General features: G+C 33.5%; 16 protein-coding genes and 1 other RNA gene. 14 read left to right on the forward strand and 3 right to left on the reverse strand.

Annotation, left to right across the window (positions count from 1 at the left end; genetic code table 11):
- Positions 1-61 precede the first annotated feature (61 nt).
- From nuoH to ACP6PM_RS13060, 5 genes are all read left to right on the forward strand, one after another.
- A complete protein-coding gene (gene nuoH, locus ACP6PM_RS13040; protein ID WP_293101194.1) occupies positions 62-1,180 on the forward strand; it encodes an NADH-quinone oxidoreductase subunit NuoH in 1,119 nt (372 codons plus the stop codon).
- Positions 1,181-1,440: 260 nt separating this feature from the next.
- On the forward strand, positions 1,441-2,055 hold the full coding sequence (gene ndhI, locus ACP6PM_RS13045) for an NAD(P)H-quinone oxidoreductase subunit I (protein WP_426585223.1): 615 nt from the start codon (positions 1,441-1,443) through the stop codon (positions 2,053-2,055).
- 275 nt (positions 2,056-2,330) lie between these two features.
- Positions 2,331-2,954, forward strand: coding sequence for an NADH-quinone oxidoreductase subunit J (locus ACP6PM_RS13050; protein WP_426585225.1), 624 nt, complete (start codon positions 2,331-2,333; stop codon positions 2,952-2,954).
- 196 nt (positions 2,955-3,150) lie between these two features.
- A complete protein-coding gene (gene nuoK / locus ACP6PM_RS13055) occupies positions 3,151-3,456 on the forward strand; it encodes an NADH-quinone oxidoreductase subunit NuoK (protein WP_426585432.1) in 306 nt (101 codons plus the stop codon).
- A gap of 390 nt (positions 3,457-3,846) precedes the next feature.
- On the forward strand, positions 3,847-4,047 hold the full coding sequence (locus tag ACP6PM_RS13060; RefSeq protein ID WP_426585227.1) for a hypothetical protein: 201 nt from the start codon (positions 3,847-3,849) through the stop codon (positions 4,045-4,047).
- A gap of 667 nt (positions 4,048-4,714) precedes the next feature.
- Here ACP6PM_RS13060 and ACP6PM_RS13065 read toward each other — a convergent pair.
- Entirely contained in the window at positions 4,715-4,867 is a 153-nt protein-coding gene (locus ACP6PM_RS13065; protein ID WP_426585229.1) for a hypothetical protein, read from the reverse strand.
- A 339-nt stretch (positions 4,868-5,206) separates the two neighbouring features.
- On the opposite strand from ACP6PM_RS13065, the gene ACP6PM_RS13070 reads away from it, so the two are divergent.
- The 5 genes from ACP6PM_RS13070 to ACP6PM_RS13090 all read left to right on the forward strand — a co-directional run bounded on the left by ACP6PM_RS13070 (position 5,207) and on the right by ACP6PM_RS13090 (position 11,366).
- A complete protein-coding gene (locus ACP6PM_RS13070; RefSeq protein ID WP_426585231.1) occupies positions 5,207-6,493 on the forward strand; it encodes a ribulose bisphosphate carboxylase small subunit in 1,287 nt (428 codons plus the stop codon).
- A gap of 533 nt (positions 6,494-7,026) precedes the next feature.
- Positions 7,027-7,392: a hypothetical protein gene (locus ACP6PM_RS13075; RefSeq protein WP_426585233.1), complete on the forward strand. Its 366-nt coding sequence runs from the start codon at positions 7,027-7,029 to the stop codon at positions 7,390-7,392.
- Positions 7,393-7,581: 189 nt separating this feature from the next.
- Positions 7,582-7,782 (forward strand): hypothetical protein, encoded by a 201-nt coding sequence (locus tag ACP6PM_RS13080; RefSeq protein WP_426585235.1) that lies wholly within the window; start codon positions 7,582-7,584, stop codon positions 7,780-7,782.
- Between the two features lie 162 nt (positions 7,783-7,944).
- Positions 7,945-10,275 (forward strand): MinD/ParA family ATP-binding protein, encoded by a 2,331-nt coding sequence (locus tag ACP6PM_RS13085; RefSeq protein WP_426585434.1) that lies wholly within the window; start codon positions 7,945-7,947, stop codon positions 10,273-10,275.
- A 764-nt stretch (positions 10,276-11,039) separates the two neighbouring features.
- Entirely contained in the window at positions 11,040-11,366 is a 327-nt protein-coding gene (locus ACP6PM_RS13090; RefSeq protein WP_426585236.1) for a hypothetical protein, read from the forward strand.
- A gap of 64 nt (positions 11,367-11,430) precedes the next feature.
- Here the strand turns inward: ACP6PM_RS13090 and ACP6PM_RS13095 are convergent, their stop codons facing one another.
- Positions 11,431-11,754, reverse strand: a complete 324-nt coding sequence (locus ACP6PM_RS13095; RefSeq protein WP_426585238.1) for a Uma2 family endonuclease — start codon at positions 11,752-11,754, stop codon at positions 11,431-11,433.
- A 457-nt stretch (positions 11,755-12,211) separates the two neighbouring features.
- Positions 12,212-12,778, reverse strand: coding sequence for a 2'-5' RNA ligase family protein (locus tag ACP6PM_RS13100; protein WP_426585240.1), 567 nt, complete (start codon positions 12,776-12,778; stop codon positions 12,212-12,214).
- A gap of 23 nt (positions 12,779-12,801) precedes the next feature.
- On the opposite strand from ACP6PM_RS13100, the gene ACP6PM_RS13105 reads away from it, so the two are divergent.
- The 4 genes from ACP6PM_RS13105 to ACP6PM_RS13120 all read left to right on the forward strand — a co-directional run bounded on the left by ACP6PM_RS13105 (position 12,802) and on the right by ACP6PM_RS13120 (position 14,081).
- Positions 12,802-13,068: a YciI family protein gene (locus ACP6PM_RS13105; protein WP_426585242.1), complete on the forward strand. Its 267-nt coding sequence runs from the start codon at positions 12,802-12,804 to the stop codon at positions 13,066-13,068.
- 23 nt (positions 13,069-13,091) lie between these two features.
- Positions 13,092-13,188, forward strand: an RNA gene (ffs, locus tag ACP6PM_RS13110) — signal recognition particle sRNA small type.
- A 29-nt stretch (positions 13,189-13,217) separates the two neighbouring features.
- On the forward strand, positions 13,218-13,589 hold the full coding sequence (locus ACP6PM_RS13115; protein WP_426585244.1) for a phasin family protein: 372 nt from the start codon (positions 13,218-13,220) through the stop codon (positions 13,587-13,589).
- Between the two features lie 78 nt (positions 13,590-13,667).
- The gene (locus ACP6PM_RS13120; RefSeq protein WP_426585246.1) at positions 13,668-14,081 is read left to right on the forward strand and encodes a hypothetical protein; all 414 of its coding nucleotides are present in this window, start codon (positions 13,668-13,670) and stop codon (positions 14,079-14,081) included.
- Positions 14,082-14,292 lie beyond the last annotated feature (211 nt).

Genomic DNA, 14,292 nt, shown 5'->3' on the forward strand with positions numbered 1-14,292 from the left:
ACCCTATCTTTCTGATACAATCAACAAGCAAAGTAATAATACTTATTTAATCCTACTCTAAATGAATTCAGGAATCGATCTACAAAGAACATTTATTCAAGCCCTCGTAGATTTGGGCTTATCCTCAGAAATAGCTAGAACTCTATGGCTACCATTCCCTATGTTATTAATGATCGTTGGTGCTACTGTCGGCGTTCTAGTAACAGTGTGGCTAGAGCGAAAAATCTCTGCGGCAGCGCAACAAAGAATCGGCCCTGAATTTATTGGCCCTTTAGGGACTCTCGCACCCCTCGCTGATGGTCTGAAGCTAGTTTTCAAAGAGGACGTTGTTCCGGCCAAAGCAGATCCCTTACTATTCACATTAGGACCTGTAATTGTAGCCATCCCCGTATTTCTGTCCTACCTAGTGGTGCCCTTTGGACAAAATTTAGTAATTACAGACCTTGGAGTAGCAATATTTTTGTGGATTGCCCTTTCTAGTATTCAACCTATTGGACTACTAATGTCTGGGTATGCTTCTAATAACAAATATTCTCTACTTGGAGGTTTACGAGCGGCAGCACAATCTATCAGTTATGAAATTCCTTTGGCCTTGGCTGTATTGGCAGTAGTTATGATGTCCAATAGTCTCAGTACAATTGATATAGTTGAACAACAATCAAGTTATGGCATCCTGGGATGGAATATTTGGAGACAACCATTAGGGTTCATAATTTTCTGGATAGCAGTATTGGCAGAATGTGAACGTCTTCCTTTTGACCTTCCAGAAGCAGAGGAAGAATTGGTGGCTGGATATCAGACTGAATATACTGGCATGAAATTTGCTTTATATTATTTAGCTTCTTATGTCAATTTGGTTTTATCTTCCCTATTTGTGGCGATTTTATATCTGGGTGGTTGGGAGTCTCCAATTCCAGTAGAACTTTTATCTAATTTGTTTGGAGTGAGTGATACGACTCCTTGGTTACAAATAACTAACGCCACTTTGGGTATTATTATGACCTTAATCAAAGCTTATCTACTTGTATTTGTAGCAGTTTTGTTACGTTGGACATTACCCAGGGTGAGAATTGACCAATTATTAGACCTAGGTTGGAAGTTCTTGTTGCCAGTGGCTTTGGTTAACTTGTTATTAACTGCTGCCTTAAAGTTAGCTTTCCCATTTGCTTTTGGCGGATAAATCAATAGCTAATTTGAGATTTTTTGATTAAACTGTATCTAAAATCTCAAATATACTTTGGCTAACTATATTTCTAAGTAAAGTTGCTAACATCCTCTGTGATGCAGTTAATAAATTGACAATATACTGAGCTAAAAAGCAAGGTATAGTTTTTGTCAAAAATTTAATATCGATGGGATGTTAACTAACAAAATTTAGATCTTACAGGAAATAAAGCTCAAATTGTCACTATAAGTTTTAGTTTTATCAAGCAAAAACCTATGTTCAAATTCCTCAACCAAGTAAGCGATTACGCTAAAGAAACTCTTCAAGCTGCCAAATATATTGGTCAAGGTCTATCTGTAACTTTTGACCATATGCGCCGTCGCCCCATTACTGTACAATACCCATACGAAAAGTTGATTCCTTCTGAAAGATTTAGAGGTAGAATTCACTTTGAATTTGACAAGTGTATTGCCTGTGAAGTTTGTGTAAGGGTTTGTCCGATTAATCTACCTGTAGTAGATTGGGAATTTAACAAAGAAAGTAAAAAGAAAAAGCTCAAGCATTACAGTATTGATTTTGGTGTTTGTATATTCTGTGGAAATTGTGTAGAATATTGCCCTACTAACTGTCTATCCATGACAGAAGAATATGAGCTAGCTGCTTATGATCGCCATGAGTTGAATTACGATAACGTTGCTCTGGGTAGATTACCATACAAGGTGACAAATGACCCAATGGTTACTCCGATGCGAGAGCTAGCTTACTTGCCGAAAGGAGTTATTGACCCTCATACAGTTCCTCATACTTCCCGTCGTGCTGGTCTCCGCCCTGAAGAAATTCTCGAACAAATAGAAGCTGAAAAGCCACCAGCAGAGACAACAGAAAAATAGTTACAGCACTTCCCGCTGTTATGAGGTACTTATATTTATCCTTTTAGGGAACAGGGAACAGGGAACAGGGAATAGGGAATAGGGAATAGGGAATAGGGAATAGACAAAAAATATTCCCGATTGTTAAGTTGTGCCTCATTAGTACGGAATCTGTTGTATTACTTATTTAGTTATTAGTTGTTAAATGGTTAATGTGATTTTTAGCCTCCAACAACTAATAACTACCAATGAACAAAATATCATTCAAAATTCAGACATATTTAAAGGAATAAAAAGTGGATTTAGCACAAGGGGTTCAATTTGTTTCATTCATTATTTTAGCCGTAATGATGATTGGGGCAGCTTTGGGAGTAGTTTTATTTTCTAATATTGTCTACTCAGCTTTTCTTTTGGGTGGAGTATTTCTGAGCATTTCTGGTTTATACCTTTTGTTAAATGCTGATTTTGTGGCTACTGCTCAAGTTTTGATTTATGTTGGAGCTGTTAATGTCTTGATTTTATTTGCGATTATGCTTGTAAATAAAAGAGAAGATTTTAAAGTTTTGCCTAATGCTTGGTTGAGAAAGGCAGCTACAGGTTTAGTTTGTATTGGCTTGTTTGCTTTATTGAGTACAATGGTATTATCTACTTCTTGGTCAATTCCTGTTAGTGGAACTGTTGCTGAAGAAAGTTCAATTGTGTTAATTGGCAAGCACTTTTTTACTGATTTTTTACTTCCTTTTGAACTTGCTTCTGTATTTTTGTTAATGGCAATGGTGGGTGCTATTATTTTGGCTCGTCGAGATATTTTGCCTGATGAAGTACCGACTGATATGCCTCAAACACCTGTTTTAAGTTTGCCAGAACGTCCTCGTGAATTAGTTTCAAGTTCTAGCGAAAGTTCTGCTCAAAAAGGTTAAAATTAATTACCTTTGCCAAATTAATTTAACATTTCTAAGTAGGGAAGACTGGGAACGAAAAATCTACTTGTATGCTTGATAGGTAAAGCTAAAAAAAATAATTTAGCCTACCTACTTCACTTGAGAATCAAATGTACAATTAATTTTGCTTGACTACTTAATTCAGTAATTTAAAAGGTTTAATAAGTTTATGCAATTGCAACTAGAATATTTTCTGTTATTGGCAGCAGCACTTTTTTGTATAGGAATTTATGGTTTAGTTACCAGTCGTAATGCAGTTAGGGTGCTGATGTCTATTGAGTTACTTCTCAATGCTGTAAATTTGAATTTGATGGGTTTTTCTAATTTCCTAGATGCTCAAAATATTAAAGGTCAGGTTTTTACTGTCTTTGTAATTACGGTTGCTGCTGCTGAAGCTGCTGTGGGTTTAGCTATAATTTTAGCAATTTATCGTAACCGCGACACTGTTGATATGGAAGAATTTAACTTATTAAAGTGGTAATCTTAATGTAAGCATTCAGCTATTAGCATTCAGCATTCAGCTTTTGGAGGTATAACTTACTTGGGTTAGCTTATCGCCTTTTTATTCATAACTTTTCATTTTTCTTGGATATTAATTCTTCCTTACTGTGATAATAAGTTAATAACTGATAGTTCATAGCTCATAGCTGATAGTTGAATGTTTTGTTTGATTTCTTTTAACATATCCCGGTTGCTCTTTTAGAACATATTTATTGTCCTAATAAATTTTTTTTACATACTATGTAAAGAAATATAATTTTATTTACTGAAAAATATTAAGCTTCATTACTAAATTGCAACATAGAGAGAATCTCCATGCTATCCTTCCTTATCAGAGATAAGCTCAAATAATTTAGGGGAGGAGAAAACTTTGAATTCAGAAACTAAACAATATCCATCTTGTTCTTTACATCAAGATGTTAGTGAATATGTGGCTGATTTACAATTTCACATGACTTTACACGCTCGTAATTTAGTTCCTTCTCTGAATCAAGCAAAAGATGGTCGTGAGCAAATGTTGCAGCAAACTCAAGCTCATTTTGAAAAGTTGATTTCCAGACAAACTCTTTAATTATTTTTATATTTATTTTTATTCAAAAACCTAGTTTCTACTAACAAAGGAAATTAGGTTTTTTAGTTGTTTTGAAAACTTCAAGGACCCCACATTGTATAGAACCTCTAAGCGTATCTTTTAGGTTAACTTTCCTTTCTATGACATTTCTATGACATTCGCGATAGTGAAGCGGAACGGGGTCCTATTGCGCTGAAAATTATACTATCTTTAGTTGAATAAAAAGTCATACGTACAGGCGAAGTAGCCCAGTTAATCTTTATGATATCAGAAAAATTGTGAGGAAACAACCGAAAATCCTTTGAGGCGCGGATTTTTTCAGGAGCTTCATAAAATGAAAATATTTCTGGCATTGTTCCTGAGAAAATTCCTGAATATTTCATTACCTCTTAGCCAAGAAAATAAGTTGAAGAAAAAATCATGCATATATACGAGTAACCCCAGTTAAATATTTATGATATCAGAAAAATTGTGAGGAGACAACCGAAAATCCTTTGGCGCGCCGAAATTTTTAGGAGCTTGATAAAATGAAAATGTTGGTGATTTTTCATTGAGGAGGTTATAGATAGAAAGATTTGATGAGGAAAAAACAAATATGAGAGCTTTATGAGATGAAAATATTTTTGCACTGCCTAATCACTACTCCCGACTCATAACTCAAAAATTTTTACGCGGGCAAAGATACTAAATGGCTTCTATATGGCTTTAATTCTATATCTATCTTTTTCTCTGTTTTTGAAGGAGGGTAAATACCAAACCTAACTTCTGGCTGAACTAAAGTCGTATCTTTGTACTGATAAACTAATTTAAAATCACTCATAAAGTAATTCAGAGGGTAACATCGAATTTGCTCCTTTAACTTGACACTTGTCAGAGTCTTTTTCAAGAAAGCGTTATACACTCAAAGCATAACTATTAATTATATCGCAGTTACGGTACTCCTGTGTTAGATAAAAAACCCAAATCCACGGAAAATTTAAAATTCTTCTTAAAGCTTAAAGGAAGGAAATTCAATTCCAAAGAATAATCTTAAACCTCAACAAAAATTAAGTTGATAAATATTGCCAGAAAAATGATATGGTGACTAAGAAATAAGGTTTGAAACCTAGGGTTTCAAGCGGAGGTACTGATAACTGATCGCTGATAACTGATAACTGAAATGCCATATTACATATCACCCAGATTTATAGATAAACTAGCAGTTCACATTACCAAAAACTTCTTAGACTTACCAAGAGTACGAGTACCTTTAATATTAGGAATACACGGACGAAAAGGAGAAGGAAAAACTTTTCAATGCCAATTAGTATTTGAAAAAATGGGAATTGAACCTGTCACAATATCTGGTGGAGAATTGGAAAGTAAAGATGCGGGAGATCCAGCACGTTTATTACGTTTACGTTATCGAGAAGCATCCGAAAAAATCAAAGTTCAAGGTCGAATGTGCGCCTTATTTATTAATGATTTAGATGCAGGTGCAGGTAGGTTTGATGCAGGTACTCAATATACAGTAAATACTCAATTAGTAAATGCTACTTTGATGAATATTGCTGATAATCCTACTAATGTACAATTGCCAGGAAGTTATGATGAAACTCCTCTACATCGAATCCCAATTATTGTGACTGGAAATGATTTTTCTACTCTTTATGCACCTTTAATTAGAGATGGTCGAATGGAGAAATTTTATTGGGAACCAAACCGAGAAGATAGAATTGGTATAGTAGGTGGGATATTTAAAACAGATCAACTTTCTGTTGGAGATATTGAGAGTTTAGTAGATGAATTTTCTGACCAAGCTATAGATTTTTTCAGTGCTTTACGCAGTCGGATATATGATGAACAGATTCGTGATTTTATTCATCAAGTAGGTATCGAAAAAATTTCCAGACGGCTAGTAAATTCGACAGAAAAAATTCCAGATTTTCCTCAACCTAATTTTAATTTATCTCATCTGAGAGAGTGTGGAAAAATTATGGTTCGAGAACAACAACGTATCCGAGAATTACGGTTAGTTGAAGAATATAATAAATCTCGATTGTTCGGTGTTTCTCAAACACAAAGGAAGGAACCGGAAAAATTTACCTTAAATACGCCAAATTCTAATTATTCATCTCCAGAAGTAACTACACCAAATCAGTTAAGAGAAAATCAGCTTAATCATAGTATTGAAAGTAGTAATCTCAGTTCGGAAGTGAGGAAAGAGATACAAAAAATTATCCAAGATGGCTTAAAAATTGGGATGGAATATGCAGATAAACGTAGATATAAAACTGGTTCATGGAACAGTTGCGGAAAAATAGAGAATGAGGGGGAAAAAGAAGTAATTAGTGCTGTAGAAAATTGTTTAGCTGAACATGAAAATGATTATGTTCGTTTGATTGGAATTGACGGGAATATTAAGCGACGGATGGTAGAGAAAATTATTCAAAGACCAAAGATTTAATCAAGCGATCGCTCTAAGATTCTAGAATATCTATAAAAATCAGAAATCTAGTCAATATAATTTGATAGGTTAGGTGAGAATAATTATGAGGTAAGGATTCAGCATTCAGCTAACAGCTATTAATTTCTGAGATAAATCAATTTTCTGCCACAAATTATATGGTTTAATAACTTATATTTCTGGTTGAAAATGTCATAGAAATTCAAATAAAGCTAGGAGCTGACTGCTAATAGCTGAATGTTTAGATGATGAGAAAATCTCATATAGCAATCTTATTTTATTTGTGTATAAAAATCTTACCACTTTTAGGGAATAGGGAAGAGGGAACAGGTAAGAGTTTCAGTTTTTTTATTTACTTTTTGATTACCCGCAACCTATTTAGGATTGCTATAGTTATTTTCATAACCTAAAAATACCTGATATTTGAGGAATATTTTCAGATTATTTTTGATATCCCAGAAATTTTATGAGGGATTTTCTCTTGATTTTCTCAAAGACAAGGTTAAATTATCCAAGCTATATTTTTTTGATTTATGGAAGATTACCAAGCAGCTTTTATAGAGCGGTATTATGATACAGAAATACTAGATAAATCTGGAAGAAAAATTGGAGCTATGCACTTTGGAGGTGTAACGGTTGAATGTTTATTAAAAGCAATGATTTTTGCTACTTTACCAAACAGTGCAACTAAAGAATGGAAAACAGATAACAATAATCCAGGGCATACTTTTACTAATCCAGGACATAGCTACACAGAAGCATTAAAACGGCATAATAAACTTAAATCTAGAATTGATAAATTTCCTCAAGTGCGAAAATGGCTGGATGAAATTGAAAATCCAATAGGTCAACATTTGGTAGTCCTGCATAGTAATGGTGAAGATGTATATTTTTTTTAATTTCTTCCCACACTCCCCACACTTTCCACACTTTCTCTACCATTACTATGCACCACCACCAACATTTTATAGATATACGTTATTCTGCCATTGAAGTTAATAATGAAAATTATAAAAGCCGGTTCAACACATATCAAAAGCTGATAATATGGCTACAAAAACAAGCTACTACAATTTAAGGAGTTTAAAATGCAAGAAAACTGGCAAGTATTACTAAAGCAGAATATCAAAAACCAATATATTCAAAACTCTCAAGAATGGGTTGATGTAAATATTTCCACATCAGGTTTGCTCAATTTAACTTTAGTTAGTAACAGCTTTTTTCGTGTATCTATCCCTCAGCGGAAAGAACAAATTTCTAACTTATTAAAATCTCAAGTACCTCATTGATCTCCTGGGTTTCTTTCCTTATATACACCTCAAGAAGCTGAATCATTAAATATTTTACCTCCACAAATTTCTGATACATTCTCATTAGTAACTTGGCAAGATTTAGCTATCTAAGCAGCAAACCCACAAAATCAACTTCAACTACTCCAACAAGAACCCAGTATACCCAGAACAGTAACATTTTATTCTTTTAAAGGAGGAGTAGGTAGAACTACTGCATTAACTCATGTAGCCTCAATTTTAGCAATGCGAGGTCGTAAAGTTGTAGCTGTAGATTTAGATTTAGAAGCACCTGGTTTAAGTACAGCATTTAACCTTAAGAAACAGCCAAAATATGGAATTGTTGATTATTTCTATGAACGTTCCTATTTACCAGAGGAAGTAAAACCTAGTATTTTAATTACAGACATATTTAGTGAAGTAAAAATACCTAAAGCCACAGGGAGAGTATTTGTTGTTCCTGCTGGATATCTTAGTCTTGATTATGTGTCTAAAGTTGACGATCTTCATGCCACAACTGTTATAGATGGAGATAAAAATCTTTGGTCTATTTTTAAGCAGGAAATTCAAGAACAATTAAAACCAGATATTCTCTTAATTGACTCCAGAACTGGGATTAATCAATGGGGTGCTTTATCATTAATTCAAGCTGCTGATGAAGCAATTATTTTTCTTTTTCCTAACGCACAAAATAAACAAGGAATAGAGCTACTACTAGAATCTCTTCAAAGTCTGAAAAATTTATCCATTAATTTTGTTTTTTCTCCTGTACCTGATGTGACAAAGACTGGTTTAGATAAAGTCAAAAAAATTTGGAACTTCTTGCTTGAAAGGATAAAAAATAGAACAGATGAAAACTATGATACTGATGAAGAGGATTCAAATACAAGTAACGAGCAACCAGAAAATGATGAATTATTAGTAGTTCCTTACCTTGTACCAATTGCCTTTTCTGATAGCTATCCCATACCAGAAATGCAAGATTATTATAGTAAAATTGCTAATCTAATTGATGAAAAAAATGATGAAATTCAACGCAGTAGTGTTTTAAATATTGTTGAACACAGATGGGAAATTATTGAAAGTCTAGAGTTTCCTGAAGTAAATGCCGCCGATCCGAAGCAAGATTTAAGCTTATTGTTTCAGCGCACTACTGATTTTGACAAATTTTTAGATGATACAACCTGCCTAATTCGAGGAAAAAAAGGAACAGGTAAAACTGCCCTATATTGGTTATTTTTAAAACATAAAGAACTGGCTCAAAAATTAGCTCACAGACGGTTAGATAATACTGTGTTTTTGTCAGGACATGGTAGATTTCAGGACAGTAGACCTACTCGTGATGAATTTCAAGTTATTCATCAAAATTTGCAGAAAAAAAATGGAACATGGGAAGCTTTTTGGAGAGCTTATTTACTATTTAGATGTTATCAGGAAGGATTACTGAAATTTCCTAGAAGTAAGAAAGGAGAAAAGTATAGTGAGTTGAAAAAAATAATTAATAATTTACCAAAAGATTGGCAGTCTGAATCAACTGAAGCTTTATTAGAATTATCTACTAACTCTCAACTAATACTTATAGTCAAAGATGCAGTAAATATTATTCTTAATCAAGAAGCAAAAGAAAAGTCTCAAAAACTATGGTTTCTTTACGATGATTTAGATGAAGATTTTTCGGAAGCAGGGGAATTAAGACAACAAGCATTAACAGGATTATTTCAATTAGTTCAGTCTTGTGATGCAAGGAGACTAACGAAAATTAGATTTAAAATTTTATTGAGAGAAGATATTTGGAATCGTTTAAGTTTTGATAATAAAAGTCATTTTACTGGAAGGGATATTATTTTACAGTGGAATCAAATAGACTTTTTACGTTTAGCGCTTCGTCAAGCAATACAATCTCAAGATTTCAAAAATCTAGTTGATCGAGTTTCTCCTGTTGCTGTCGAAAGTATAGATGTAGTGAATGAAGAAGAGCTTGATAAAGCATTAGAATTACTTTGGGGAAGTCGTCGTCGAGGAGGAAATAGAGCGAAAAAAGTATCTAGATGGGTTTATGAACGCTTAACAGACTCAAGTGGCACGACTTTTCCTCGAAGTTTAAGTCTATTACTTGAAGGAGCAAAAGAACAAGAATTAACTTACAGAGGAAAATCATTAACTCAAATCCGCACAGATCGTCTACTGCAAGGAAAATCTCTAGAATCTGGATTAAGAAAAGCATCAAAAAAGCGATGTGAAGAAATTAAAGAGGAATATCCCTATCTAATTAATTTTTTTGATTCTCTTAAGGGAAAATCAGCTTTTTTAATAAAAGAAGAATTACAAGAAATATGGCAGAATTTACCAGAGAAAGTTCTAGACAATTTTGAAGAGTTTGTTTCTTTTCTGGGGGAAATAGGAATTATTGAATTTCGAGAGAAAGAAAAACGCTATAAATTTGTAGATATATATGTTTATGGTTTTGAAATGATTCGTCAAGGTGGAGTATAGAAATTTATATCTGCCAAATTTGCCTAAGTCTTATTACTGGATTATCTCAATCTGTGCTGAGAAAAGGAAAAAGGAAAATTTCTAGAATCTGGATTAAGAAAAGCGATGTGAAGAAATTAAAGAGGAATATCTCGATCTAATTAATTTATTTGATTCCCTTAAGAGAAAATCAGCTTTTTTAATCAAAGAAGAATTACAAGAAATATGGCAGAATTCAGCAGCGAACGTTGTAGGAAATTTTGAAGATTTTGTTTTTTTGATGAGGGAAATAGGAATTATTGAATTTCTGGAAAAAGAAGAACGCTATAAATTTGCAGATATATATGTTTATGGTTTGGAAATTAATCGTCAAGGGGCAGTATAGAAATTTATATCTGCCAAATTTGCGTAAGTCTTATTAGTGAATAATCTGAATTTGTGCGGAGAAAAGCAAAAAGGAAAATCTCTAGAATCTGGATTAAGAAAAGCGATGTGAAGAAATTAAAGAGGAATATTCGAATCTAATTAATTTTTTTGATTCCCTTAAGGAAAAATCAGCTTTTTTAATCAAAGAAGAATTACAAGAAATATGGCAGAATTTACCAGAGAAAGTTCTTGAAAATTTTGAAGAGTTTGTTTCTTTGATGAGGGAAATAGGAATTATTGAATTTCTGGAAAAAGAAGAACGCTATAAATTTGCAGATATATATGTTTATGGTTTGGAAATTAATCGTCAAGGGGCAGTATAGAAATTTATATCTGCCAAATTTGCGTAAGTCTTATTAGTGAATAATCTGAATTTGTGCGGAGAAAAGCAAAAAGAAAAATCTCTAGAATCTGGATTAAGAAAAGCATCAAAAAAGCGATGTGAAGAAATTAAAGAGGAATATCCCAATCTAATTAATTTTTCTGATTCCCTTAAGGGAAAATCAGCTTTGTTAAGAAAAGAAGAATTACAAGAAATATGGCATAATTTACCAGAGAAAGTTCTTGAAAATTTTGAAGAGTTTGTTTCTTTTTTAGGAGAAATAGGAATTATTGAATTTCGGGAAAAAGAAGAACGTTATAAATTTGCAGATATATATGTTTATGGTTTTGAAATGATTCGCTAAGGTGCAGTATAAATAATTAATAATTAATAATTACTGGAGAGTGCAAAGTTCTTCTAAATAATGATTAATTTTCAAGACTGAGAGTATTTTGCTGATAGTTAGCAAATTTATTACCTCTGCCAAAAGCTTCTGTACTTTCCGATAAAACTTGCACTATTAAACAAGGATATTTTTTATGATTTGGCAAAGCTTTATCTCTGCCGTCGCAAGTTACCATAACATCAGGATAGTAGAATGTATTAGTAGTTTCTACATGAGCTTTCATATCTGACATATAGACGCGACAACCACTCCCTCGCAAATAATTTTTTAATGCTGAAGCTAGATTGAGAGAAATAGTGACATGAGCATAACTAGCACCTGCCATTGCGTATACTTTTCCATTCATATTTTATCTGTTCAGCAATTTTAGCGATAAATTATTCGATATATGATTCGAGATAAATGGAATAATTAAACTTAGTATTGGGATTTGGAGAGCTACCCAATACAATAGGATACGACTTTAGAGGTTTAAGATTAGAGAAAATTGTTAATCTAAATTTGGATTTCTCGACAAGAATTGATATACCTTCTCGGTTTGGCTCCTTTTTCAAGAGTTGTTTTAAGGATTTTTCGTAATTTAAAAAGTTTTCACCTTTGCTCGAAGGATGAAAAGATTTCTCAGACTGACAGAAGGGAAAACACGCCACTGATAACACTTCTTTTAGTGGCATTAGGAAGCCAAACTTAGTGAGTAGAAAATAAAATGTCACCCCTCCTGCTAAAAAAACAAAGAGTAATTGTAATCTTTTATTTTTAGGTGCTTTGAACTTCATAATTATTTATATGCAAAAATTATATATTTAGTATTTTTGAAATCCTCTAAAAGGAAACTCATTACAAATATCCCACCGCTTACCATTATGAATTAATAAAGTTAACTGAGAAACTGTAAATTCAAAGTGAAGCGATCGCTCTCGAAATTCTATCCAAGCTGTTCTAAAATTATGTTTAGTTAAGTCTCGAAAGGCTACAGTAACATGAGGAGAAAAAGGACGAATTTTAGAAGGGGGATGCACAATTCCTAAAGTAGTTTCTGTAAACCCAATTAAGTCTTTTTGTATTTTTAAAAGTTCTGGAGTTTTGACAACATTAACATAGATAACACGAGGTGGAAAAGCAGCAAAGCCAGACAAAGTAATAGGAAAAGCAGAGCAATTTTGAACAAAAGTCTCTAAAGACTCCTGCAAAAGAGCTAAATTTTCAGTCGGCCATTTAAAAGGAGGTTGTAAAGTAATATGAGGCACAGACCTTAAAGCATGACTGCTATTATATTCTCTAGCAAAATATTCTTTAATTTCCGTAACTTGGTTTTGAATATTTTCAGGTGGCACAAGAGCCACAAATAATAAACGTTTTGATTGACCCATAAAATTAAAATTCAAAAAAGAAAATGCCTTGGTTTGCCAAAATAGAAAAAGGTATAGTCGAAAAATCTATATTTGACCAATATGTACCAGACCATATAGCTTATGTCCAAGAATTAAATGCTAAAGGACATAAAGCTAAAAGTGGTTACTGGGGAAAACTGGGAGGCGGAATGTTACTATTTGAGGCTGCATCTATGGCAGAAGCAGAAGAAATAGTCGCCGAAGACCCCCTCATCAAAAATAATTGTGTCACTTATGAAATTTATCAGTGGTGCATAGTTGCAGAATAAAAATTTGTGTTATAGTAATAAGTGATTCGGACCAGCGCGACTACAACGCCTAAACCTTGTCAGGACCGGAAGGTAGCAGCAACACGGGATGCTTGTGGTAGGCGTTGACTCCGGGTCACCCAATTTAAAGGAGCCAGGATATATTTTTTATGGATAATTTCGGAGGAATTATTCAAAGGGCGGTTTATCTAGGAGTGGGATTAGCCTCTTATGCAGGTGAGAAAGCTAACCAGAAATTGGCAGAACTCAGGGCAGAAACCCAAAAACTGGCAGATGAAATGGTTAAGCGTGGTGAAATGACTACAGAAGAAGGTCGTAGATTTGTGGAAGACATGATGAGTAAAGCCATGCAGCAAGCACCTGTAGATTCATCTCCAGAAACAAGAGCTAATGAACCACGTCGTATAGAGATTCTTTCCGAGGATGACAATTCATCAGATTCAAATTCTACAGAAGTAGATGAAATGCGCCAAGAAGTACATAAGTTACAAGAAGAATTACGTCGGCTACAAAAAGACTAAATCTATACCCAAAAATCATGGCAAGACTTAAGGAATCTAAGTAGTAATAGTTTTGAAGGAAAGCACAGACAGATAGTAATGGAAGATTGGTCAAAAAACTTTTTTGAAGTAATGGAAACTGCCGTGTTGGAGGTAGAAAATTTTTTCAATGAAATGGCAGAAGAAATTTCAGAAGTTTTTGATGAGTGGGGAAAGCTCTCTGAGGAAATTACTGAAGAAATACAGATTAATATTATTGCCGAAATAGATGAGTATCTAAATGATTTAATTGACCCAATAATTGAAGTCTACTTAGACTTTGATGTTGAGACACAGGAAGAAGATATAGACTACTATTTTGTCGATCATGTAGAACCTACAGTAGAAAAACATCCAGCGTGTAGAGGATGTACTCATTATCATGGTCAAGTTTATGGAGGAAATCTATTAGTTTGTGGAATGCACCCTTATGGTGTAGAAGATGAAAGTTGTCCAGACTGGGAATCATACTAATAGTAGCTTTAACTAAACCAAAAATAAGACAGCTCTCTTCAGTTATCAGTTATCATTACCGACCACTCAAAGTTGATTTTTTTCATCCCCTTAAAAATAAAGGCTATTCACCTTATTTTTTGGTCAGAAATACTTCAAGCTATTAGAGTTAAAACTTCATTATTAATTTGATTATAAGTATTGAACTAGATTTTTTGGGGTTGCACATTAA

The organism is Dapis brunnea BLCC-M229 (assembly GCF_050015995.1).
In the GTDB taxonomy this organism is placed as follows: domain Bacteria; phylum Cyanobacteriota; class Cyanobacteriia; order Cyanobacteriales; family Microcoleaceae; genus Trichodesmium.

What these genes read in the sequence shown, in the direction of transcription:
- nuoH (WP_293101194.1), top strand. Translation starts at nt 62, where the DNA reads ATGAATTCAGGAATCGATCTACAAAGAACATTTATTCAAGCCCTCGTA.
- ndhI (WP_426585223.1), top strand. Translation starts at nt 1,441, where the DNA reads ATGTTCAAATTCCTCAACCAAGTAAGCGATTACGCTAAAGAAACTCTT.
- ACP6PM_RS13065 (WP_426585229.1), bottom strand. Translation starts at nt 4,867, where the DNA reads ATGAGTGATTTTAAATTAGTTTATCAGTACAAAGATACGACTTTAGTT.
- ACP6PM_RS13070 (WP_426585231.1), top strand. Translation starts at nt 5,207, where the DNA reads ATGCCATATTACATATCACCCAGATTTATAGATAAACTAGCAGTTCAC.
- ACP6PM_RS13075 (WP_426585233.1), top strand. Translation starts at nt 7,027, where the DNA reads ATGGAAGATTACCAAGCAGCTTTTATAGAGCGGTATTATGATACAGAA.
- ACP6PM_RS13080 (WP_426585235.1), top strand. Translation starts at nt 7,582, where the DNA reads ATGCAAGAAAACTGGCAAGTATTACTAAAGCAGAATATCAAAAACCAA.
- ACP6PM_RS13095 (WP_426585238.1), bottom strand. Translation starts at nt 11,754, where the DNA reads ATGAATGGAAAAGTATACGCAATGGCAGGTGCTAGTTATGCTCATGTC.
- ACP6PM_RS13100 (WP_426585240.1), bottom strand. Translation starts at nt 12,778, where the DNA reads ATGGGTCAATCAAAACGTTTATTATTTGTGGCTCTTGTGCCACCTGAA.
- ACP6PM_RS13105 (WP_426585242.1), top strand. Translation starts at nt 12,802, where the DNA reads ATGCCTTGGTTTGCCAAAATAGAAAAAGGTATAGTCGAAAAATCTATA.
- ACP6PM_RS13115 (WP_426585244.1), top strand. Translation starts at nt 13,218, where the DNA reads ATGGATAATTTCGGAGGAATTATTCAAAGGGCGGTTTATCTAGGAGTG.
- ACP6PM_RS13120 (WP_426585246.1), top strand. Translation starts at nt 13,668, where the DNA reads ATGGAAGATTGGTCAAAAAACTTTTTTGAAGTAATGGAAACTGCCGTG.